Origin of the sequence: Ottowia oryzae, assembly GCF_003008535.1 — a bacterium.
Lineage (GTDB): Bacteria > Pseudomonadota > Gammaproteobacteria > Burkholderiales > Burkholderiaceae_C > Ottowia > Ottowia oryzae.
In genome coordinates this window covers 1,444,320-1,467,347 of record NZ_CP027666.1, presented here as the reverse complement: position 1 = coordinate 1,467,347, position 23,028 = coordinate 1,444,320, and the positions used below count along the sequence as shown (strand labels likewise).

The following is a 23,028-nucleotide window of genomic DNA, read 5'->3' as shown; positions in this document are numbered from 1 at the left end:
TTACTCCTTGCCTTCGACGCGGAAGCTGAACGCACCGCCGTCGCCACGCGCCAGCGCCAGCGACTGCCCTGCGGGCAGGCTGATGCGGGCTGCCGCAAAGTCCGCCGCGATAGGCAGCTGGCGGCCGCCCCGATCGACCAGCACGGCCAGGCGAACGCGCGCGGGGCGCCCATAGTCAAACAGCTCGTTGATCACCGCGCGGATCGTGCGGCCGGTGTAAAGCACGTCGTCCAACAGGAGGATGTCGGCGCCATCCACCTCGAAAGGCAGGCTGGTTTGCGCCGCTGAGGCCAATCCCCGCTTGGCGAAATCGTCTCGGTGCATGGCCGAGGAGATCGCGCCGGCAGGGGCTTCGCGTTTCAGGTCGTTCTGCAACCGCTCGACCAGCCATTGGCCGCCAGAGACGATGCCCACGAGGTGTGTCTGCGCTGCCAGCAGCGGACGCACGCCAGCGGCCAAATCGCCGTAAAGCGCCTCGGCGTTCAACGCCAATGAGCTCATGAAAGTCCTCTCAAGAATTGCTCAAGGATGATGGCCGCAGCCGCCGCGTCGGCGTCGCGCGCGCCTTGCGCGTGGGCCTCGGTGGTGCTGTAGCGCTCGTCCACCTCATACACGGGCAAGCCAAACCGCGCGCGCAACTGGCGCGCGAAACGCTGTGCGCGTCGGGTGTTGTCGTGCGCCGCGCCATCCGGGTGGAAAGGTACGCCCACCACGAGCGCATCGGGTTGCCACTCCTGAATGCGAGCCTGAACCGGCGCCCAGCGGGCGTCGCCTTCGGCGCGTATCGTGGGCTGCGGCGTAGCGGTGCGTGTCAGGCGGTTGCCCGTCGCCACACCGGTCCGCTTCAGGCCAAAGTCAAAGGCCAGAAAGCTGGCCTGGGAGGGGGGCACCATGGCCGGTGAGGTCACCGCTGCAGCGCCCGGGCCTCGCGCAGATTCGCTCATTCAGGCATGCCCCGCGTCGGGCGAAAGCATCCATGCCTCCAGACCCAGCAGGCGCATGGCGCGCTCGTACCGCTGATCGATTGGCGAGTCGAAAATCACACTGGTGTCGGCGTCTACCGTCAGCCAGCTGTTACCCGCAATTTCGGATTCAAGCTGCCCCTCGCCCCACGAGGAAAAGCCCAAGGTGACGAGCACGCGTCGCGGGCCGCCTCCACTCGACATGGCCTCAAGGACGTCCTTGGAGGTGGTCATTTCAAGGCCGCCGGGCACAGCCAGTGTGGACGCGTAGATCGACTCGTCGGCGCCCAGGCCCTCTGCCGTGACCGGGTCATGGAGAACGAAGCCGCGCTCAGTCTGCAGGGGACCACCATGAAAGACCGGCTGAACACTCAACTCTTTGCGGTCGAGCGGCAAATCCACCTTCTCGAACAAATCCCCAAGGCTGATCTCACCCGGCTTGTTGATGATCAGACCCAGCGCGCCACGCGCCGTGTGCTCGCAGACATAGACCACGCTGCCCGCGAAAGTGCCGTCTTCCATGCCGGGCATGGCAATCAGGAAGTGATTGGTCAGGTTAATCGGCTGCACAGCATCGGCCATGCACCCGATTCTAGCGGCCGGGTGCCGGCCGCACCCTCACTTGTCGGCCACCTCGGCGCTGGTGTAGGTCTTGATCAGACCCAGCAGTTCATCTTCGGCGTAGGGCTTGCCCAAGTAATGGCTGACGCCCAGCTCGCGCGCATGCTCGCGGTGCTTTTCAGCGATGCGAGACGTGATCATGATCACCGGCAGATCGGCCAGTTTCTCGTCCGCCCGGATGTTGCGCACGAAGTCGAAGCCATCCATGCGGGGCATCTCGATGTCCGACAAGACCACCGCCGGGCGCTCAGCCTGCAGTCGCTCCAGCCCCTGCAGACCGTCCGCAGCCAGTGCCACGCGGTAGCCTTCGCGCTGCAGCAGGCGCTGCGTGACGCGCCGCACCGTGATGGAATCGTCCACCACCAGAACAAGAGGAATGTCCGAATGCGTCGCCGCCGGCAACGCCACCGGAGCTGCTGGCACGCCTTCCACCACCACAGGCGCTTCTTCGGCGTGAGCTTCTCTTGAAAGGGCTTGCGCCTGGACACCGTACACCGCCGCCAACGCCACGGGGTTGTATATCAGCGCGACGGCACCAGACGCCAGCACGGTGATGGCGACCAGGCCTGGCAGGCGTGACAGCTGCGGCCCAAGCGCCTTGACCACCACTTCCTGATTGCCCAACACTTCGTCGACGTGCACGGCCACGCGCTGAGCAGCCGACCGGAAGATCACGACAGGCGTGGAACGGCCACGCGGCTCGGCGCTGCGCGCAGAGTTCTGCATCAGCGCGCCGGACCAGAAGAACGGCAGGGTCTCTGCGCCGTATCGGAACGTGCCACTGCGGTACGCCTCTTCGAGCTCTTGGGCAGATGCGCGCTGGACGATCTCGACCAGGTTGGACGGCACGCCCACGGCCAGCTGCCCTGCGCGAACCATGACCACGTGGGTCACGGCGGTGGTGAGCGGAAGCACCAGCCGGAAGGCCGAGCCATGGCCCTCTTGCGTACTGGTCTCGATGCGGCCACCCAGCGCCTGCACTTCCGTTCTCACAACGTCCATGCCCACGCCGCGGCCAGCCAGCTCGGTGACTTCCGTTGCCGTTGTAAATCCGGGCGCGAAGATCAGGTTGCCGACCTCGTTGTCGGCCACTTCGGCGTCGGCATCGAGCAAGCCCAGCTGGATGCCACGCTCACGGATGCGTGGCAGATTCAGACCCGCACCGTCGTCGCGAAACTCCACTGAAACGTCGTTGCCCGCCTGCTCGACCTGAATGGTCACCAGGCCAGTCGCATCTTTGCTGCGGGCCGCGCGAACCGCCTGGCTCTCGATGCCGTGCACCACGCAGTTGCGCAAAAGGTGCTCGAACGCCGGCGTCATCCGGTCAAGAATGCCGCGGTCCATTTCGATCGAGCCACCGCTGATGTCCAGGCGAACCTGCTTGCCGGTCTCTTTGGAGGCCTGACGAACCACGCGATAGAGGCGCTCAGAAATGCCCTCGAACTCCACCATCCGCGTGCGCAGCAAGTCGCGCTGCAACTCGCGCGATTGGCGCGCCTGCGCGGCCAGATCGTCCTCGCTCGACTCGATCGCACGTTGCAGGCTGCGCTGAACGGTCGCAACGTCGTTGACCGATTCGGCCATCATGCGGGTCAATTCCTGCATGCGCGTGAAACGGTCGAATTCGAGCGGGTCGAAGTTCTGCTTGGCATCCTTCGACAAAGCCAGCCGCGATTGCATCTGCGTTTCGGCCTGCAGCTCAACGTCGCGCAGCTGTCCGCGCAGACGCTCGAGGTTCCCCGTCAGTTCGCCGAGCGAGTTGCGCAGTTGACCCACCTCGGTTTCCAGCCGGGCCCGCGAACTCATGAGTTCGCCGGCCTGTGCCGCCAAGCGATCCAGCAGCTGGCTGCGAACCCGAACGGATTGTCCTGCGGCAACGCGCGCAGACACCAGGGAGAGCGGCGCCGGCAAGGCGACGTCGCCCAACACAGGCGCCGGTCGCTCGGAGACTTCACTTTGCCCCGCCGGTTCACCCGCAGGAGCCTCGGCAGCGGCTGAAATCGCCGCCGGCGGATTGACGATCGACGCAACGCTCGGGGCAGCGGCGCCGACATCCTCGCCCTCCGCACCAACGGCCCCGACTTGCAGCCGCTTGAATGCGAGCTCAAGCTCATCGAGGTGATCGAGCAAGGGCTCGATATCACGCGACTCGATGCCATCGATGCCGATGGTCTCTATCGCAGATTCCGTGCGGTGTGCCATCTCGCCCAGGCGCAGCGCCCCTGCGAGACGCGCACTGCCCTTGAGGGTGTGCAGCGCTCGCAGAACCTGACCGCGCGGGCCCCGCTCTTGCGGGTGCGATACCCACTCGCGCATCGAAGCGCTGAGCTGAGGCAGCAGCTCTTCCGCCTCTTCCTCGAAGATGGGGAAAAGGTCGGGGTCAACCGCATCGGCAACGTCGATGTCATCGGCAATGCTCGCGGCGGAAGCGTCCGTCGGCGCAACGTGTGCCGGTGCGGGCCGGGGCTTGGCGGTGGATGCCGTCGCGGCAAGCTCGGTTGCTGCAGCGGCCTGTGCAGGCTCGGCCGCCCCGTCCGTCTTGGGTTCGCCCACGGTCGGTTCGAGCGCTTGCACGCGCCGAAGGATGTCAGGACTGGGCGCCTTCAGGATGCCCGCTGCAAATTGGTGGAGGACACGCCGAACGTCCTCGGCAGCCTCATTGAGCACGCCTGCCTGTTCGGCTGTGCCGTAGGGCTGCCCGTGCAGGCGCTCCATCGCATGCTCGACTGCGCGCGACAGTTCAGAAAGCGCAGCAAAGCCGACGGTGGCCGAGCTGCCGGCCAACGAGTGAGCGCGCGCAACGGCACGCTCCGGGACTGGCTGATTGAGCTCAAGCGACCATTCGGAAAGCTCAGTGATCAGCTGTCGCGACCACTCATCCGCCTCGTTGAGATAGACGTTGTACAGCGGCGTGCTGATGCGCAAGTCGCCGATCTGCTTGTACGCGTCGTCCGTTTCGCCTTCCGTTGAAACTTGATCGTCGGAAAGATCCCGCGGGGCGGGTTCATGCGCGGCAGCGGACTCAACAGCTCCATTTGCTTCTTGGCCGGGCGCATCGATCGCAAAGTCCAGCTCGCCAAGCGCCAGTGCCAGAGGCTCATGCGTCGTCTGCTCGGTCGGCACATCACCTGCGTCGAGCAGCGTCTGCGCATCGGCATCGACACTCAAATGCTCGAACAACTCGACGGGAGTTTCTGCGTCATGCGCGGGCGCCGCTTCTGCCTCAGAAACGTCAGGGGCATCGTTCGACTCTTCGGACGCAGCGAAATCCAATTCGCTGAGCTCAAGACCAAGCAGCGGCGTATCGGCAACCGACGCATCTGTCGGTTTCTCGAGGGAGTGCTCGCTGTTCGGCGCCAAGTCAGCCGCTTCAGCGGACTCAGCCGCCACGTGCCCGTCCGATGCTGGCGAAAGGTCGAACAGCTCGGCTGCGTCCAAGTCAATTGTTTCGATCGCCTCTATGTCGAGCGGCGCCAGCGCGTCACTTGTCGTCGAAACCCCATCGACCGCCGTATGGCTTCCTGCCTCGCTCAGAGTCAGGTCCGGCAGATCAAGATCCGCCAAAGGCAGCGGTTCGGGCGCTACCACCTGATCATTCCGCAACTCGCTATCCGCGCTTGCGACGTCCGACGCTGTGACGTCGATGACGTCAGCCTCTCCGCCCACCGAAACACCGTCAGAGACGTGAACCGGCTCCACAGGCACGGCAACGAGCGCTTCACCGGCCTCGAAATTCAAATCCAGGTCGAGGCGCTGACCGTCCTGTCGCAAGGCATCCGCCACCAAACAGAACGGCGCCGCATGCCACGAATCCGCGCGCTTCTCGGCAATGGCCTCAACCCATTGCCCAAATCCACCCAGCGCCTCTTCGGCAACGCCACGCAGCGCTTCGTTCGCCGGCTTTTGTTCGGCCAGCCACGCATTGAGCAACTGCTCCATGGACCAGGCAGCCTCGCCAAACTCGCTCAACCCGACCATGCGCGAGCTGCCCTTGAGCGTGTGGAACGCGCGCCGCAGCGTAGTGATTTGCTCTACGTCCGCAGGCGCTGTCTTCAAGGTAGCGATGGCGCCATGGCCGTTCTGGACCACCTCACGCGCTTCCTCCAGGAAGATGTCCAGCAGATCGTCGTCTTCTGCGGCGCCCGAATCCGCCTGCACTGTCTGCGAGGCCGGTGGCGCAGTTGGCGCCGCAGTGCCCGCCATGGCCGACAGCGATTGAAGCGCGCCGGAAAGCTCGTCCGCGTCCTGACGCCTCGCAACATCCGCAGCGTGCGCCGCCGCTTGGGCAAGTGCCGGCTTCTCATCCAAGGCCGCCTTGGCAGCCAACTGCTCAAGTTGAGCAGGCAAGGACTCCGCCGGAACTTGATCAAGTCGATCGAAGTCCGAAACCGGCTCTGACTCAGACAAGTCGAGTTCGAGGTCGAGCGGTGCGGACACCGCCGGATTGACAACGGAACTGCGCTCACGCCCGGAGACGTGCTTGAGCTCACCGGAATCGGCATCAAACACGAACAGGCGGCGAGCCAACACGGGCTGATAGCCCAACATGTCGATCAAAAAGCCCAGCGCGCCAGCAGTATTGCCCAGCTTTTCAAACAGCGGCGCGTTCGCCTGGGCGTCGATCTCGTCTTCCGAGGAAAGCAAACCTTCGACACTCTCGCGCATTCGAGAGACGGCAATGGCAGCCTGATCCAGACCCAAGACAGACAACACGCCCTTCATCTGACCAAGAAGGCCAGGCACAGGGCTGAGTTGCTCCTTGTTCGCTGGATTTCTGAAGAATTGGTCGAGGTGCTGCTCGGTTTCGCTCAGCGTGGTACGCAGCTCGCCCACCACCGTACCCATCGTCTGGCGGTCGCTGAAGCTGCGGTACAGCTCCTCCATCCAAGGCTCCAGCGCAGGTGCCGCCTGGTTCTTGCGCACGGCATCGAGTCGCTCGGCCAGCTGCGTCAAGCGGTGCGTAAACACCGCGTCGCCTGGCTGAAAATCATTGAACGAAGCTTCGAGGAAAAGCACGGCCGTCGCCGTTTCCATCGAAAGCTCCGGACTCGGCGGATGCGACGAAGAGGCGATCTGCTGCGCGACCCGGGTCAGAGCGTCGGCCAGCGGCCGGCCGTTGGCGTGCAACTTGTTCAGCGACTCAACCACCAAGCCAAACTGATCCACGCACGCCTTCTGGCGCGCCATGTCGCCGCCGGCCAATGCGGACCAGTTCTCCTTGACTGATTCGATACGCCGGCGCGCCTGCGCAAGCACTGCCGGATCGTAGAGCCCGAAGCCGGACTCGTCGTAGTTGACGGGTTCGTAGCTGTCCAGGGCCCAGGCATGCTTGACCGCAGCGACGACCGGAGCGGCGCTGGGCTGCACACGCTGAGCCTGCGCGACAAAGAACAGGAGATCCTGCGCAAGCCGCTCGGAAACGCTCTGATCTCCCCGCGCGAGCGACGCGTACTGCAAAAGAATGCGCGACGCCGCCCGTTTGGCGTACACATCCATCGGAACCAGCGCCTTGGCCAGCGCCTCAAAGAACGCGGCCGACAGCTTCCAGAAGATCACCGGCTGGCGTGCGGTCTCACCATCCGCCAATCCCAGGGCCACAACACTGAGCTCTGACGCAGCGTTCACATCGCCGCGCTTCATGATTTTGAGCACCCGCTGGTCGAGTCGACCGCGGATATCCGGGCCGTACGAAATACGCTGCGCGGCAGCGGGCGTCGCCGCATCGACCCAGCGCCATGTATTGGCCCACAGGTCCGCAGGGTGGATACGGTCCGCCCCCGACATCTCCAGCACCTGCTTGTATTGGGGGAACAAACCCAGTGCCGCGCGCGGTTTCTCGCTCAGCTGATTCTCAAGGTAGTCGACCAGTGCAAAGCCGGCGCGCTCCAGCTTCGCAGCTTCGGCTTCGCTGCAAGTCTCAGGGCGCAGCACGTACTTCTGCACGGCCGATTCCATAGCGCGAACCATTTGGGCCGCCAAACCCTGGCCCACCATGTCGAGCGCGCCCACCACTTGGTGCAGGTGCTGGCGTGCAATACGCAGCTGGCTCGCGTCCACCGCGGCCAAGTCGACGCCGCGTGCGGCTTCCGCGTCACGTGCATAACGCTTAAGGGATTTGGTCGCTATATCGATGGACTTGCGAGTCTCTTCAAGAACCCAGGCCAGCGGCCCAAGGTCTCCCGTTACAACACCGCCCAACTCGTCAGACCTGATCTGGCCGTTCGTCACCATGGATTCTTGTACTCCGAAAGCAATCCCGATACCTCAGCAAGCGACACGGCCTGACATCACTGCGGGCCATGCGCCAGGGCTTAGGCAATCTTGAAACGCGCCACCGACTGACGCAGTTCATCGGCCATGCGGGCCAATTCACGCACCTGGTTCGCCGTGGTGCGCGTGCTTTCTCCGGTTTGCTCCGTCACAGCAAAAATGTGCTGAATGTTGCTGGCCACCTCGTTGGCTTGGTCGGCCTCCTTGGAAGCAGAAGAGGAAATCTGCTCGATCAGCTCAGCCAGCTTGCGGGACACCTGGTCGATCTCAGACAGCGCGGTACCGGCGTTATCCGACAGACGCGCCCCTTCAACCACACCCTGCGTGGATCGCTCCATGGCGGCCACGGCATCTTGCGTGTCGGTCTGAATCGCCTTGACCAGCGCTGCAATCTGCCGCGTCGCGTCGCCTGAGCGTTCCGCCAGACGCTGCACCTCCTCGGCAACCACCGAGAATCCACGACCTGCTTCACCGGCCGACGCCGCCTGAATCGCCGCGTTCAACGCCAATACGTTGGTCTGCTCGGTAATGTCTGCAATCAGTTCGGTGATCTCACCAATTTCTTGCGACGACTCGCCCAGCCGCTTGATGCGCTTGGACGTTTCCTGGATCTGATCGCGAATCGCGTTCATACCGCCAATGGCGTTCTGCACGGCAGTCAGCCCGGATTCGGCAGCGACCAGCGACTGACGCGCCACCGATGCCGATTCCTGCGCTTGAGACGACACATCGTTAATGCGCGCAGCCATGTCCAGCACCGACTGGCCGGTCTCGCGAATCTCGCGCAGCTGCTCGGTCGATGTGGCCAACAGCTCCGTCGAAGTGGTTTCCACCCGCGATGTGGTTTGGGCCACTCGTGTCGCCGTGCTCTGCACGTTGCCCACCAGAGAGCGCAACTCCTCCACTGTGTAGTTCACCGAGTCGGCGATAGCGCCGGTGATGTCCTCTGTCACGGTGGCCTCCTGGGTCAAATCGCCCTCAGCCACCGTTTGCAGTTCGTTCATCAGTCGAAGAATGGCCGCCTGGTTCGCGTCATTGACGCGTTTACTTTCCTGCTGCTGCTGCTCGGCGGAATGACGCTGCAGTTCGGCCATGCCTTGACGCTGGCGGCTCTCGCGCAACTGAACGTAGCCGAAGCCGACGGCAGCGAGCACCGCAACCACGGCCGGGATGAGCAACGCCAGGAAGCTCTTCCAGTTGAGCCCCGACTCGGAAGACAAGCTGGTCTGCAACGCCTCCAGATCCTTACGCAGCGGTTCACTGTCTGCCACCACGGCGGTCTGCGCTTCACGTGCGGACACCAAGCCCTGCAGGTTGCCCAGAATGCCGCCCGCCAAGGTGCGCGTTTCTTCGTACATCTTGAGCAAAGCGCCCAGGCGCTCGCGAGTCTGCTCGTCGCGCGCTGGCGGCAGACGCAGCTCCTGACTGCCGTTGAGCAAGCCCTGAGCGATCTCGCGGAACGAGTTCAAGTCCTTACCCAGCAGGAACACGGCCTCCGGGCTGACGCCCTCCATCGTCATGAACTCGTTGGCGGACTTGCCGATACGCTGCGTCAACATCACCAGCTGACCGGCGGCGGAGATCTCCGCTGCCGACGCGTTTTGTTGCAGCTTCAGCGAGGAAATGGTCTCGGCCACCTCCAGCAGGTCAGAAGACTGGCGGCTAACCGAGCGCAAGGAACTGCCCACTTGCGTCAAGGTTTTCTGCTGCCCGAGAACAACTTTGGCGTTCTTGTCCGCGCGATCCACCAGGCTGGAAATGGTGCCCAGGGACTCGCTGTATTCGCCGCCGAGGGGCGGCACCGTGTCGTTACCGCTTTTCAAACCCTGCACGTTGGTCGTCAACGCCGACGATGCCTCTTTCAGCTCCGTGAACGCTTCTGGGCTTCCGACCAAGGCCTGCGACACCGACTTCGCGACCCGCTGCGATTGCATCAGCGCCTGACCGGTCGCACCCACTTGCGCAGCCGCGCGATTGGTCTGCGAAATCACCCAGTACACCGCCACCGCCAAAACGATGAACGAAGCCACCAGTGCAAACGACAGAATGCGCTGGTGCTGGGCGGCTGTGCGCGTGCCCAGCACTGGAATGGCGAATATGTCCTCGCTGGACGCAGGCGCCTCTTCCGCGTCTTCGATGCTGGATGCCATCACGGTGCTGTCGAGCGGGGCACGAGACTCGTATGCGGAGCCAGAAGACCCGCGCACACTGTCTTGCACAACGGTCTCTTCGCTGTCCGCCGGAACGGTCTGCGGCTTTTTCTTGAACAGATCCGATAGAGGGTTTGCCATTTTGGAACCTTGGAAAAAACTAGACGCCGATTACGAGGAAGGGCTGGTGCTGCGACAAGGCCTGCAGGTTGATCTCCTGCCATTGCACGCCATCCATGTCGGTGTACGTGTGACCGAAATACGAAGGAGCGCCTTCGGGTGCCGGCGCTGAAGAGGCGAACGATTCGACCGTGCGAAGCCCATGCAAGCCATCCACCAGCAACGCGCAGCTGGTCTCAAGCATCGGGTTGAGGGCAATGAGTCGCGATTGACCCAGTTCGAGCTCAGTGCGCCGAATGGGCCCACGGCTTTCCACGAAAGCCGCCAGATCCACGATGCTGTGCAGGCCGCCGCGCAGGTTGGCGACACCCAGGAACCAGTCGTGCGTGTAAGGAACGGATTGGACATCGGTCCAGGGGAAAATCTCGCCGGCGTGGCTCAGCGGGAACAGCAGCCGCCTGCCGCGCGCCTCCACCGCCAGCCAGGATGCGGCAACGCCTGAGGTGCGCGCGGACTGCAGCCGCTCGGTCAGTCGACTCTGAAACTCGCGAAGTGCCTGCTTGCTCGACATATCGGATCAGCCCAGCGCCTTGATCTTGGCCATCAGTTCGGCTTGATCGACCGGCTTGGTGATGTAGTCGCGCGCGCCCTGGCGCATGCCCCAGACGCGGTCGGTTTCCTGGTTCTTGCTGGTACACATGATGATGGGCACGTCGGCGTAGCGCGGATCGCGGTTGATCGCGCGCGTCAGCTGAAAACCGTTTTGCCCCGGCATGACCACGTCCATCAGGATCAGGTCCGGTTTGGAGGCCTCGAGCCGCTTGTGCGCATCGTCGGCGTTCTCGGCCGAACTCACGCTGAAGCCCGCCTTCTTGAGCATGTCGGTCAGGAACATGATCTCGGTCTTCGAATCGTCCACGATGAGGACACTGCGAATGGGCATCTTCAATCTCCTCAGCTGCTCGAGCCAAATTGTTCAACCGCTTGCAGCAGCTGATCTTTCGTGAAGGGCTTGGTCAGGTAATCCTGCGAACCCACCATGCGCCCGCGCGCCTTGTCGAACACCCCGTCCTTCGAGGACAGCATGACGATCGGCGTGGATGAGAACTTTTCGTTTCGTTTGATGATGGCACAAGTCTGGTAACCGTCCAGACGAGGCATCAGGATGTCGCAGAAGATCAGATCCGGCTGCGCATCGTTGACCTTGGCCAGGGCATCGAAGCCGTCTTCGGCGAGCATGACCTCGTGGCCGCCCTGCTTCAGAAAAATCTCTGCACTGCGGCGAATGGTGTTGCTGTCATCGATGACGAGCACGCGCTTTTGAGCCATTGAACCCTCACGACTTTCTGCTCAGGGCTTACTGAACAACGCCCTGAAGCACATATAAAAGACAGATCCGACGCGCTCGGTCAGATCTGCACCATCTCGAAGTCTTCTTTTCTTGCTCCACACTCAGGGCAAGTCCAGTTCATGGGCACCTGCTCCCAAGGCGTACCTGGCGCGATACCATGATCGGGCGCTCCAGCACTTTCGTCGTAGAGCCAACCGCAGATCAGACACATCCAAGTCCTTGAATTCATTACAGCTTAGGTTCCATGTCCTTAGAATGCAATTGATTGTATCCAGCGCGCTTGGCAGCGCTTGGCACTTTGTCGCACCTAGTGAATCAAATAGCGTCTGATGCAGCCTGACGCCCCCTTTCCACCCACCGAACCGTCGCAAGATTGCGACACGTCTGCCCCCACCCCTGGGGAAGACACGCTTGCGTGCGTGCTCGTTTTCAACGCCTGCGATCCCGTCGGTGCGGGCGGCGTGAGCGGCGATGCGCTCGTCGTCGCCTCCATTGGCGCGCACGCCCTGCCCGTCACCACCGGCGTGTACCTGCGCGATACGCGCGAGACAGCCGGCTGGGCCGCCTTGCCTGCCGCCGCGGTGGAAGAGCAAGCCCGCATGGTCGCCGAAGACATTCCGGTGCAGACGATCAAGGTGGGCTTTCTGGGCAGTGCCGAGGCCGTCGCGACGGTGGCGGCCTTCACTGCCGACTATGCCGAAGCGCCCGTCGTCACCTTTCTGCCCGACCTCTCCTGGTGGGAACAACCCGAGATCGAAGCCTACTTGGACGCGCTGCGCGACCTGTTGCTACCGCAGACGGCCGTGCTGGTGGGCAACAACACCACGCTGCGGCACTGGCTGCTGCCCGAATCCGCCACCGACCGGCGCGCACGCCCCACCGATCTGGCCCGCGCCGCGTCCGCCCTGGGTGTGTCCTACGTCCTGGTGACCGGGTTGGCGCTGGACGGCGACCGCGTCGGCAACGTGCTGGCCTCACCCGAGGCCGAGCTGTTCAGCCACGCGTATGAGCGCATCGAAGCCGGCTTCATGGGCGCGGGCGACATCCTGTCCGCCGCCCTGGCGGCCCTGCTGGCCAACGGCAGTGAACTGACCCACGCCGCTGCCGAGGCGCTGCAATACCTTGACCAGGCGCTGGACCACGGCTTTCACCCCGGCATGGGCCGCGCCGTGGCCGACCGCCTCTTCTGGGCCGAGACCGACGACGAGCCCGCGCCCGGCGCTGCCGATGGCGACGCGCACGGTGACGGCCCGCACCCCATTCACATCCCCAGTCCTTCCAATGACATCCAACACTGATTTGAACGACGCCCTGATGGCGCGCGCCCGCCGGGTGATTCCCGGCGGCGTGAATTCGCCCGTGCGCGCCTTTCGTGCCGTGGGCGGCACGCCCCGTTTCGTGGAACGCGCCCGCGGCGCCTACTTCTGGGACGCCAACGACCAGCGCTACATCGACTACATCGGCTCCTGGGGCCCGATGATCCTGGGCCATGGCCACCCCGCCGTGCTGGAGGCCGTGACCAAGGCCGCCGAGCAAGGCTTTTCCTTCGGCGCGCCGACCGAGCGAGAAATCGAACTGGCCGAGGAAATCCTGTCGCTGGTGCCGTCGATGGAAATGGTGCGGCTGGTCAGCTCAGGCACGGAGGCGGGCATGAGCGCCATCCGCCTGGCGCGCGGCGCCACCGGGCGCGCCAAAATCATCAAGTTCGAGGGCTGCTACCACGGCCATGCCGACGCGCTGCTGGTGAAGGCCGGCTCGGGCCTGGCCACCTTCGGCCACCCCACCAGCGCGGGCGTGCCGCCCGAGGTGGTGCAGCACACGCTGGTGCTGGAATACAACAACATCGACCAGCTGGAGCAGGCCTTTGCCGAGCACGGCGCCGACGTGGCCGGGCTGATCATGGAGCCGATCGCCGGCAACATGAACTTCGTGCGCGCCACGGTCGATTTCACCCGCCGCTGCCGCGAGCTGTGCACCCAGCACGGCGCGCTGCTGATCTACGACGAGGTGATGACCGGCTGCCGCGTGGCGCTGGGCAGCGCGCAAAGCGTGTATGCGCAGGCGATTCCGGGCTTCGAGCCCGACATCACCGTCATGGGCAAGGTGATCGGTGGCGGCATGCCGCTGGCGGCCTTTGGCGGCAAGCGCGCCGTGATGGAGCAACTGGCCCCGCTGGGCCCGGTGTACCAGGCCGGCACGCTGTCGGGCAACCCGGTGGCCACCGCCTGCGGCCTGGCCACGCTGCGCGAAATCAAGCGGCCGGGCTTCTTTGAATCGCTCACCGCCAAAACGCGCCGCCTGGTCGACGGCCTGAGCGCTGCCGCTGCGGCCGAAGGCGTGCCCTTCTCGGCCGATTGCCAGGGCGGCATGTTCGGCTTCTTCCTGCTGCCGCAGCTGCCGCAGAACTACACGCAGGTGATGAAGACGGACGGTGAGCGCTTCAACCAGCTGTTTCACGCGCTGCTGGACCGGGGCGTCTACATTGCGCCCGCGCTGTACGAGGCCGGTTTTGTCAGCGGTGCGCACAGCGACGCAGACATCGACACCACCGTGGCAGCCGCCAAAGAGGCATTCAGTCTGCTTCCAAAATGAGAGCTTTCAGCGCAGTAGGGACGGGCGCCAGTGGCCGATTTTCCTTGAAATAACCCGTCGACCGAGCGTCTTGCGCGGAACCGCCCGGTGGGCACGCAGGTGTGTGAATTTGTCTACGGTCGGATGCGCGCCGGCCGCCAGTTTGCGCACTGCGCCCGCGCGATTGGGTATGCTGCGGCTGATTCGCCTGAAGGTAACCGAATGAGAACCCAAGCTTTCCTATTGATGGCCGCACTGATGGCCGCTTCCGCCACCGCATCGGCCCAGAGCGCCACCGGCGCCGCCGAGGCCGCCGCGCCCGTGCCGGTCGCCACGCAGGTCATGCCGCCCGCCGCGCCAGCGCCACAAGCCGCGCCCGCCACGGCCGTCGCTGCACCCGTGGTCACCGCCCCGGCCGCTGCGGCACCCGCCGCTACCGAACGCCGCGCCCGCCAGCGCGCTGCGGCGGCCAAGAAAGACGGCGCGGCCGTGTCGACGACCCGCGAGGTAGACCTGAGTACCCTGGTGACCAAGGATTCCAGCGCCAAGCCGGTGGACGAGACGCGCAGCACCGACCGCTTCAACCACCAGGGCGTGAATTGCTCGCTGTACCCCGCGCGCTGCAATTGAATCGCACCGGCTGCAGGTCCGGCGCTCACACACCAACCCCATAAAAAAGAGCGGCCCTGCCGCTCTTTTTTATGGCCGGCGGCCTTCGCCGCCGGGGTGCGCCTCAATGCCTGAAGTGCCGCACCCGCGTGAACACCATGGCCACGCCGCGTTCGTTGGCGGCGTCGATCACCTCTTGGTCGCGCATCGACCCGCCCGGCTGAATGACGCAGCTGGCGCCGTGGTCGATCACCACGTCCAGGCCGTCGCGGAAGGGGAAGAACGCGTCGCTGGCCACGGCCGTGCCTTGCAGCGACAGGCCCGCGTGCTGCGCCTTGATGCTGGCGATGCGCGCCGAATCCAGGCGGCTCATCTGCCCGGCGCCCACGCCCATGGTCATGCCGTCCTTGCAGAAGACGATGGCGTTGCTCTTCACGAACTGCGCCACCTTCCAGGCGAACAGCAGGTCTTCGATCTGCTGCGGCGTGGGTTTCAGCTGGGTGACCACCTCCAGCGCGTCGGCCGTCAGCACATGGAAGTCGGCGGTCTGGATCAGCAGGCCCGAGCCCACGCGCTTGACATCCATCGCGTTCTGGCCGCGCGCCCAGGGCGTCGCGCCGTCGCGCTGCACGTCGTCCAGTGAAATCTGCAGCAGCCGCACGTTGGCCTTGGCGGCGAACACGGCGCGCGCTTCGGGCGTGAAGGCGGGCGCCATCAGCACCTCGACAAACTGCTTGGCCACCGCCTCGGCCGCCGCGCCGTCCACCGGCACGTTGAAGGCGATGATGCCGCCGAAGGCGCTGGTCGGGTCGGTCTGGAAAGCCTTCCGGTAGGCCGCCAGCGCGTTAGGCGCCACCGCCACGCCGCAGGGGTTGGCGTGCTTCACGATGACGCAGGCCGGCACGCTGAACTGCTTGACGCATTCCCACGCCGCGTCGCCGTCGGCGATGTTGTTGTAGCTCAGCTCCTTGCCCTGCAGCTGCACCGCGGTGACCAGCGAGCCCGGCGCGGGGTACAGGTCGCGGTAGAAGGCGGCCTGCTGGTGCGGGTTTTCGCCGTAGCGCAGATCCTGCAGCTTGATAAAGCGGCCGTTGCTTTGGGCAGGAAATTCGCTTCTGGCCGGCACCCCATCAGCGCCAGCAGCTTCGAAATCGATAGCAGAAAGGTAGTCGCTGATGGCCGCGTCGTAGTTGCTGATGCGGTTGAACGCGGCCACCGCCAGGCCAAAGCGCGTTTTGTCCGACAGGCGGCCGCCGCTGGCTTTCAGCTCGGCCAGCACCGCTTCGTACTGGCTGGCGTCGGTCAGCACGGCCACGTCTTTCCAGTTCTTGGCGGCGCTGCGCACCATGGCCGGCCCGCCAATGTCGATGTTCTCGATCGCGTCGGCCAGCGTACAGCCGGCCTTGGCCACCGTCGCCTCGAACGGGTACAGGTTGACGACCAGCAGGTCGATGGTGTCGATGCCGTGCTGCTGCAACGCCGCCATGTGCTCGGGCACGTCGCGCCGCGCCAGCAGCCCGCCATGCACCTTGGGGTGCAGCGTTTTCACGCGGCCGTCCAGCATCTCGGGGAACTGCGTCACCTCGGCCACCTCGGTCACCGGCAGGCCCGCGTCTTCCAGCAGCTTGGCCGTGCCACCGGTAGACAGCAGCTTGAAACCCAGCGCCGACAGCGCGGCGGCGAATTCGGCAATGCCGGTCTTGTCTGAAACAGAAATCAGCGCGTTCATAGGTCAGATCCAAAAAAATAATCAAATGGGCCGCCAGCGCAGGTGCAGAAAGCGCGAGCAGCTATCAAATTAAAAGCAAAATGGGCCATCGTGCGAACCCCGCAAAGCGCCATGCCGACTCGGCGAACGGCAAGGCTGAATCCGCCCCACGCCGCGCGAAAGCCCAGCTGCCCGCACCTCGCTGGCCGACATCACCAGCGAAAGCCCAGCCGCCCCCCACACACCCCGGTCATGTGGCCGGGAGCCGACCAGGCCTGCGAACGCCGTTCCCTCATCTCGCGCCGGGAACTGGTGTTGTCCCCCCGCCCGAAGCGCGCAGCGCGAAGAGTGCGGGGGGAAGCGGCGCAGCCGCTCAGGGGGGCGGTCATATCAGCTTATGTTCGACCAGCTTCTTGCGCAGCGTGTTGCGGTTCATGCCCAGCCACTCCGCCGCGCGCGACTGGTTTTGCCCGGCGTGCTGCATCACCACGTCCAGCAGCGGCTTTTCGACCACGCGCGTGACCATGTCGTACAGGCCACCGGGTTCGGTGCCGTGCAGGTCGCGAAAGTACGCCTCCAGGCTTTCGCGCACGCAGATTTCAATCGGGTTGTTGCTCATGCTTCTAGCGGGCCTCCAGCTCCCCCGCGGGCTGCGACGCGGGCTCGCCCAGGGGCAAGCGTTCGTGGCGTGCAGCCATTTCCTCAAAGTAATCGGCCACCGCTTGCCACTGCAATTCGGCCGCCTCCAGCGCATTGATGCGCTCGCGCAGCGCCTCGCCCCCCGGCAGGCTGCGCACGTACCAGCCGATGTGCTTGCGCGCCGAACGCACACCGGTGTAGTCGCCATACAGGCTGTAGTGATCGTGCAGATGGTCCAGCAGCGCGCGCCGCACTTCCAGCACCAGCGGCGGCGCCAGGCGCTCGCCCGTGGCCATGAAGTGCGCGATTTCGCGGAACAGCCAGGGGCGCCCCTGCGCGGCGCGGCCGATCATCACCGCGTCGGCGCCCGTCGCGCGCAGCACGGCCTGCGCGGCCTCGGGCGAATCGATGTCGCCGTTGGCCACCACCGGAACGCGCAGCGCCGCCTTGATGGCGGCCACGGTGTCGTGCTCGGCCTGGCCTTTGTAACCCTGCTCGCGCGTGCGCCCGTGCACGGTGACCATTTGCACGCCCGCGCTTTCGGCGGCGCGCGCCAGCGTGGGCGCGTTTTTCACCTGGGCGCACCAGCCGGTGCGCATCTTCAGCGTGACGGGCACGCCGCGCGGCGCGCAGGCGGCGACCACCGCCTCAATGATTTGCAGCGCCAAGCGCTCGTCCTGCATCAGCGCGCTGCCGGCCCATTTGTTGCACACCTTCTTGGCGGGGCAACCCATGTTGATGTCGATGATCTGCGCGCCGCGGTCGACGTTGTAGGCCGCGGCCTCGGCCATCATGGCCGCGTCGGTGCCCGCGATCTGCACCGCAATCGGCCCGGGCTCGCCCGCGTGGTCGGCGCGGCGGCTGGTCTTGAGCGTGTGCCACAGGTCCTTGCGCGACGTCACCATTTCGCTGACCGCGTAGCCCGCGCCAAAGCGGCGGCACAGCTGGCGAAAAGGCCGGTCGGTCACCCCCGCCATGGGGGCAACGAACAAAGCGTTGGGGAGACGGTAAGGACCGATGTGCATGGGAAGGGCCTCGGCGCCAGGCGTGCAGCCAGCGAAACGGTGGTTTCGCGGTAAGACGGCCAGCGCGGTCAGGGGGCGAATTTTAGCTGCTCAATTTTTCAGCAACTGAAACCGAGGGGCGAATCGACACGACGGCACGCGGGCCGCCGCATTCACCCATCAGCTGCGGCGCCATGTGGGGCGCCAACTGCCTACACTCACCTGGCTATGGAAGTCTGGCTCAACCAATTGCTGCAGTCGCTGGCGCTGCCGGAATACGGCCTGTCCACCATTTTTGTGGTGGCGTTCATCTCGGCCACCCTGCTGCCGCTGGGGTCGGAGCCGGCCGTGTTCGGCCTCATCAAGCTGAACCCGCACCTGTTCTGGCCCGCCATCCTGGTGGCCACGGTGGGCAACACGCTGGGCGGCATGGTGAGCTGGTGGATGGGCCTGGGCGCGCACAAGGCGGTAGACCGCTACCGCGACTCGCCCACGCACCTGCGCGCGCTGCGCTGGCTGGAAAGGCTGGGCCCGCGCGCGTGCTTCTTCGCCTTCCTGCCCGTCGTAGGCGACCCGCTGTGCGCCGTGGCTGGCTGGCTCAAGATGCCCCTTGCGCCCTGCGCCGCCTACATGGCGGCGGGCAAGTTCGCGCGCTACGTGGTGATGACGGTGGCGCTGCTGTATGTTTGGCCGAATGGCTAGAAAAGCTGGCGCAGCGATGCGGATCACCGCAGGGGGCGTACGGGCGCACGGCGCCGCCACCATGCCGAAACTATATTATTGATAGCTGCTGGCGCACGCCCCACCAGCGCCAGAGGCCGTTTTGTTTGATATTTTCCCTGCCAACCGCCCGATGACCTTGCCGCTGTTCGATGACGACGGCGCTGGCCCAGCCCCCGCTGGCGCCGTCACCCACCTGGGTGCCCGGGCCGTGGTGCTGCGCGGCGCCGCGCTGTCGCATCTGCCCGCCGTCTGGCCCGCGCTGCAGGCGGTGGTGGCGCAAGCCGGCTTTCGCCACATGGCGACGCCCGGCGGCCGGGCGATGCAGCTTGCACTGACCAACTGCGGCGCGCTGGGCTGGGTAAGCGACGCGCGCGGCTACCGCTACAGCGCACAAGACCCGGCCACCGGCCAGCCCTGGCCCGCCCTGCCCGCGCCCTTTCTGCCGCTGGCGCAATCGGCCGCCGCCCAGGCGGGGTTTGACGGCTTTGCACCCGACGCCTGCCTGATCAACCGCTACACCCCCGGCACCCGCCTGTCGCTGCACCAGGACAGGGACGAGCGCGACTTTGGCCAGCCCATCGTTTCCGTCTCGCTGGGCCTGCCCGCCGTGTTTCTATGGGGCGGCCTGCAGCGGGCCGACCGGCCGCAGCGCGTGCCGCTGTTTCACGGGGACGTGGTGGTGTGGGGTGGCGCCGACCGGCTTCGCTTTCACGGCGTGGCGCCGGTGCCAGACGGCACGCACCCGCTGACGGGTGCGGCGCGCATCAACTTCACCTTCCGCCGCGCGGGGTAAGCGCTGGAGCGGATTCGGGCGCCTATTCGGGCCAAGGATGCGTGCGCGCTAAAAGAAAAACGCTGGCTCAGACGTTGAACAGGAAGTTCATCACGTCGCCGTCCTTGACGACGTATTCCTTGCCTTCGCTGCGCATCTTGCCGGCGTCTTTGGCGCCCTGCTCGCCCTTGAATTGCACGAAGTCTTCAAAGGCGATGGTCTGCGCGCGGATAAAACCGCGCTCGAAGTCACCGTGGATCACGCCCGCGGCTTGCGGTGCGGTGTCGCCCACGTGGATCGTCCAGGCGCGCACTTCCTTCACGCCGGCCGTGAAGTACGTCTGCAGGCCCAGCAGGCTGAAGGCGGCGCGGATCAGGCGATTCAGACCTGGCTCGGACTGGCCCATTTCCTCCAGGAAGATGGCCTTGTCTTCGTCGTTCATCTCGGCCATGTCCGCTTCCATCTTGGCGCAGATGGCCACCACCGGCGCCTTCTGGCTGGCGGCGTAGTCCTTCAGGCGGTCCAGCAGCGGGTTGTTGTCGAAGCCGTCTTCGCTGACGTTGCCCACAAACATCGCCGGCTTGGCGGTGATGAGGAACAACTGCTTGAGCAGCGCGCGGTCTTCCTTGCTCAGGTCCAGCGTGCGCACGGGGCGCGCTTCGTTCAGCGCTGCCTGCACCGGGCCCAGCAGCTTGAGCATGGCCACGGCTTCCTTGTCGTTGCCGCTCTTGCTGGCCTTGGTGTAGCGCTGCACGGCCTTTTCGACCGTGCTGAGGTCGGCCAGGCACAGCTCGGTCTGGATCACCTCGATGTCGGCAATCGGGTCCACCTTGCCCGCCACGTGGATGACGTTCGGGTCTTCAAAGCAGCGCACCACGTTGACGATGGCGTCGGTCTCGCGAATGTGCGCCAGGAACTGGTTGCCCAGGCCCTCGCCCTTGCTGGCACCGGCCACCAGACCGGCGATGTCCACGAACTCAACGATGGCCGGCAGGATGCGCTCTGGCTTGACCACCTCGGCCAACTGCTGCAGGCGCGGGTCGGGCACTTCCACGACGCCCGTGTTGGGGTCGATGGTGCAGAAGGGGTAGTTCTCCGCCGCGATACCGGCTTTGGTAAGGGCGTTGAAGAGGGTGGACTTGCCCACGTTGGGCAGGCCCACGATGCCGCATTGCAGGCTCATGGGGGGCTTTCAGCTGGATTCGGGATAACCGCCCATTTTAGAAGCCCCGCTCAGCAGCAGCGGCCCCCGCCTGCGCCGTAGCGCGCCTGCAGGCGCTCGCGGTAGAACTCCTCGTAGCTCATGGGCGCACGGTCGGGGTGGGTGGCGGCCATGTGGGTGAGGTAGGTGTCGTAGTCGGGCAGGCCCACCATCAGCCGCAGCGTCTGACCAGCCTTGCGGGCCGAGCGCGCCAGGTAGCGCCCGGCCTCAGGCAGCGTGGTGGGCAGCATCAGCCCGCCACCAGCGGCTCGTACGGGGTTTCGTGCACCGTGGGCCGGTTGGCCGCGCGCGCAGCCAGGCAGGCCTTGATGCTGTAGGCCAGCACGCTCAGCACCACGAAGATGAACAGCGCGCACAGGCCAGCGTCCAGGCGGTCGTTGAAGACGATGCGCGCCATGGCCTCAGGCGTCTTGGCGGGTGCGACCAGCACGCCGTTGGCGATGCCGTCGGTGTACTTGGCGGCGTGCGCCAGAAAGCCCACTTTCGGGTCGGCAGAGAAGATTTTTTGCCAGCCGGCCGTCAGCGTGCAGGCCAGCAGCCAGACGGCCGGGGCGGCCGCCACCCAGGCGTAGCGCTCGCGCTTCATGCGGAACAGCACCACCACGCCCAGCATCAGCGCTACGGCGGCCAGCATCTGGTTGGAGATACCGAACAGCGGCCACAAGGTGTTGATGCCGCCGAGCGGATCCACCACGCCCTGGTACAGGAAGTAGCCCCAGGCCGCCACGGTGAGCGCGGTGGCAATCAGGTTGGCCGGCAGCGAATCGGTGCGCTTGAGCGCGGGCACGAAGCTGCCCATCAAATCCTGCAGCATGAAGCGGCCAGCGCGCGTGCCCGCATCCACGGCCGTGAGGATGAACAGCGCCTCGAACAGGATGGCGAAGTGGTACCAGAAAGCCATCATGGCCTGGCCGCCGATGGCCTGGTGCAGGATGTGGGCCATGCCCACGGCCAAGGTGGGCGCGCCGCCGGCGCGGCCAAGGATGGTGCTTTCACCCACGTCCTTGGCGGTCTGCAGCAGCATGTCGGGCGTGACGGCAAAGCCCCAGCTTGAGATGACCTGGGCCACGGCCTCAGGCGTGGTGCCCACCAGCGCGGCCGGGCTGTTCATGGCGAAGTACACCCCGGGTTCGATGCACGACGCGGCCACCAGCGCCATCACCGCCACGAAGGATTCGGCCAGCATGCCGCCGTAACCGATGAAACGCGCGTCGCGTTCGTTGTCCAGCATCTTCGGCGTGGTGCCCGAAGAGATGAGCGCATGGAAGCCCGACACCGCACCACAGGCGATGGTGATGAACAAAAACGGGAACAGGTTGCCCGACCACACCGGGCCATTGCCGTGCACGAACTTTGTGAGCGCCGGCATCTGCAGCGTGGGCATGACGAACACGATGCCGATGGCCAGCGCCACGATGGTGCCGATCTTCAAGAAGGTCGAGAGGTAGTCGCGCGGAGCCAGCAGCAGCCACACCGGCAGGCTGGCGGCCACGAAGCCGTAGCCCACCAGCAGCCAGGTGAGTTGCTTGCCGTCAAACGTGAAGAGCGGCGCCCATTCGGGGCTCTGGCTCACGGCCTGGCCGCCGAAGATGGCCAGCATCAGCAGCACGAAGCCGATGGCAGAGATTTCGCCGATGCGTCCTGGGCGGATGTAGCGCAGGTACACGCCCATGAACACGGCCACCGGCACCGTGGCCGCCACGGTAAAGGTGCCCCACGGCGACTCGGCCAGGGCCTTCACCACGATCAGCGCCAGCACCGCCAGGATGATGATCATGATCATGAAGGTGCCGAACAGGGCGATCATGCCGGGCACCACGCCCATCTCCTGCTTGACCAGGTCGCCCAGCGAACGCCCGTCGCGCCGCGTCGAGATGAAGAGGATGATGAAGTCCTGCACCGCGCCGGCGAACACCACGCCGGCCAGCACCCACAGCAGCCCGGGCAGGTAGCCCATCTGCGCCGCCAGCACCGGGCCGACCAGCGGGCCGGCGCCGGCGATGGCCGCAAAGTGGTGGCCGAACAGCACATTCTTGTCGGTCGGCACGTAGTCCAGGCCGTCGTTGTGCCGGTGCGCCGGGGTTTTGCGGGTGCCGTCCAGGCCGAGCACCTTGTTGGCGATGAAGAGGCTGTAGTAGCGGTAGGCGATCAGGTAGACGCAGATGGCCGCCGTCACGATCCACAGCGCATTGATGCTTTCGCCTCGACTGAGGGCCACGGTTCCGAGCGCGAAAGCGCCGACCACGGCCACGACCAGCCACACCAGGTGGCGGCGGATGCTGTGCATGGAAATGTCTCCTTGGAAT

20 protein-coding genes are annotated in these 23,028 nt (G+C 65.3%); 5 read left to right on the top strand and 15 right to left on the bottom strand.

Annotated elements, in window-relative coordinates; genetic code table 11:
• The 9 genes from pyrR to C6570_RS06850 all read right to left on the bottom strand — a co-directional run bounded on the left by pyrR (position 1) and on the right by C6570_RS06850 (position 11,703).
• On the bottom strand, positions 1 to 501 hold the full coding sequence (gene pyrR, locus C6570_RS06890; RefSeq protein WP_106702562.1) for a bifunctional pyr operon transcriptional regulator/uracil phosphoribosyltransferase PyrR: 501 nt from the start codon (positions 499 to 501) through the stop codon (positions 1 to 3).
• Positions 498 to 893, bottom strand: coding sequence for a Holliday junction resolvase RuvX (ruvX, locus tag C6570_RS06885; RefSeq protein WP_245896324.1), 396 nt, complete (start codon positions 891 to 893; stop codon positions 498 to 500). Before ruvX ends, pyrR begins: the two co-directional genes overlap by 4 nt.
• A gap of 51 nt (positions 894 to 944) precedes the next feature.
• On the bottom strand, positions 945 to 1,544 hold the full coding sequence (locus C6570_RS06880; protein WP_106702560.1) for a YqgE/AlgH family protein: 600 nt from the start codon (positions 1,542 to 1,544) through the stop codon (positions 945 to 947).
• A gap of 36 nt (positions 1,545 to 1,580) precedes the next feature.
• On the bottom strand, positions 1,581 to 7,814 hold the full coding sequence (locus C6570_RS06875; protein WP_106702559.1) for a hybrid sensor histidine kinase/response regulator: 6,234 nt from the start codon (positions 7,812 to 7,814) through the stop codon (positions 1,581 to 1,583).
• 80 nt (positions 7,815 to 7,894) lie between these two features.
• Entirely contained in the window at positions 7,895 to 10,144 is a 2,250-nt protein-coding gene (locus C6570_RS06870) for a methyl-accepting chemotaxis protein (protein ID WP_106702558.1), read from the bottom strand.
• A gap of 19 nt (positions 10,145 to 10,163) precedes the next feature.
• A complete protein-coding gene (locus C6570_RS06865) occupies positions 10,164 to 10,694 on the bottom strand; it encodes a chemotaxis protein CheW (RefSeq protein WP_106702557.1) in 531 nt (176 codons plus the stop codon).
• A gap of 6 nt (positions 10,695 to 10,700) precedes the next feature.
• On the bottom strand, positions 10,701 to 11,066 hold the full coding sequence (locus C6570_RS06860) for a response regulator transcription factor (protein WP_106702556.1): 366 nt from the start codon (positions 11,064 to 11,066) through the stop codon (positions 10,701 to 10,703).
• A gap of 11 nt (positions 11,067 to 11,077) precedes the next feature.
• Entirely contained in the window at positions 11,078 to 11,452 is a 375-nt protein-coding gene (locus C6570_RS06855; RefSeq protein ID WP_106702555.1) for a response regulator, read from the bottom strand.
• A gap of 80 nt (positions 11,453 to 11,532) precedes the next feature.
• Complete coding sequence (locus tag C6570_RS06850) at positions 11,533 to 11,703, bottom strand: rubredoxin (RefSeq protein ID WP_106702554.1); 171 nt, start codon at positions 11,701 to 11,703, stop codon at positions 11,533 to 11,535.
• 190 nt (positions 11,704 to 11,893) lie between these two features.
• On the opposite strand from C6570_RS06850, the gene thiD reads away from it, so the two are divergent.
• The 3 genes from thiD (at position 11,894) to C6570_RS18260 (ending at position 14,675) form a co-directional block, all read left to right on the top strand.
• Complete coding sequence (gene thiD / locus C6570_RS06845; protein ID WP_245896322.1) at positions 11,894 to 12,772, top strand: bifunctional hydroxymethylpyrimidine kinase/phosphomethylpyrimidine kinase; 879 nt, start codon at positions 11,894 to 11,896, stop codon at positions 12,770 to 12,772.
• Positions 12,756 to 14,066 carry a glutamate-1-semialdehyde 2,1-aminomutase gene (gene hemL / locus C6570_RS06840; protein ID WP_106702552.1) on the top strand — a complete coding sequence of 437 codons (1,311 nt, stop codon included), beginning with the start codon at positions 12,756 to 12,758 and terminating at the stop codon, positions 14,064 to 14,066. Before thiD ends, hemL begins: the two co-directional genes overlap by 17 nt.
• 201 nt (positions 14,067 to 14,267) lie before the next feature.
• Positions 14,268 to 14,675, top strand: coding sequence for a hypothetical protein (locus tag C6570_RS18260; protein ID WP_211297657.1), 408 nt, complete (start codon positions 14,268 to 14,270; stop codon positions 14,673 to 14,675).
• 103 nt (positions 14,676 to 14,778) lie between these two features.
• Here the strand turns inward: C6570_RS18260 and purH are convergent, their stop codons facing one another.
• The 3 genes from purH to dusB form a co-directional block, all read right to left on the bottom strand.
• Positions 14,779 to 16,383 carry a bifunctional phosphoribosylaminoimidazolecarboxamide formyltransferase/IMP cyclohydrolase gene (purH, locus tag C6570_RS06830; protein WP_106702551.1) on the bottom strand — a complete coding sequence of 535 codons (1,605 nt, stop codon included), beginning with the start codon at positions 16,381 to 16,383 and terminating at the stop codon, positions 14,779 to 14,781.
• 364 nt (positions 16,384 to 16,747) lie between these two features.
• The gene (locus C6570_RS06825; RefSeq protein WP_106702550.1) at positions 16,748 to 16,981 is read right to left on the bottom strand and encodes a Fis family transcriptional regulator; all 234 of its coding nucleotides are present in this window, start codon (positions 16,979 to 16,981) and stop codon (positions 16,748 to 16,750) included.
• A 4-nt stretch (positions 16,982 to 16,985) separates the two neighbouring features.
• On the bottom strand, positions 16,986 to 18,026 hold the full coding sequence (gene dusB / locus C6570_RS06820) for a tRNA dihydrouridine synthase DusB (RefSeq protein WP_106702549.1): 1,041 nt from the start codon (positions 18,024 to 18,026) through the stop codon (positions 16,986 to 16,988).
• Positions 18,027 to 18,233: 207 nt separating this feature from the next.
• Between dusB and C6570_RS06815 the strand changes: the two genes are divergently transcribed.
• Together C6570_RS06815 and alkB are read left to right on the top strand one after the other, a co-directional pair.
• A complete protein-coding gene (locus C6570_RS06815) occupies positions 18,234 to 18,707 on the top strand; it encodes a YqaA family protein (RefSeq protein ID WP_106702548.1) in 474 nt (157 codons plus the stop codon).
• Between the two features lie 151 nt (positions 18,708 to 18,858).
• A complete protein-coding gene (alkB, locus tag C6570_RS06810; RefSeq protein WP_106702547.1) occupies positions 18,859 to 19,521 on the top strand; it encodes a DNA oxidative demethylase AlkB in 663 nt (220 codons plus the stop codon).
• Between the two features lie 67 nt (positions 19,522 to 19,588).
• Here alkB and ychF read toward each other — a convergent pair whose 3' ends face one another.
• From ychF to C6570_RS06795, 3 genes are read right to left on the bottom strand one after another with little or no spacing between them, the layout of a single operon-like run.
• Positions 19,589 to 20,683 (bottom strand): redox-regulated ATPase YchF, encoded by a 1,095-nt coding sequence (gene ychF / locus C6570_RS06805; protein ID WP_106702546.1) that lies wholly within the window; start codon positions 20,681 to 20,683, stop codon positions 19,589 to 19,591.
• Between the two features lie 50 nt (positions 20,684 to 20,733).
• On the bottom strand, positions 20,734 to 20,952 hold the full coding sequence (locus C6570_RS06800) for a YbdD/YjiX family protein (RefSeq protein WP_106702545.1): 219 nt from the start codon (positions 20,950 to 20,952) through the stop codon (positions 20,734 to 20,736).
• Positions 20,952 to 23,009, bottom strand: a complete 2,058-nt coding sequence (locus C6570_RS06795; RefSeq protein WP_106702544.1) for a carbon starvation CstA family protein — start codon at positions 23,007 to 23,009, stop codon at positions 20,952 to 20,954. Before C6570_RS06795 ends, C6570_RS06800 begins: the two co-directional genes overlap by 1 nt.
• Between the last annotated feature and the right edge of the window lie 19 nt (positions 23,010 to 23,028).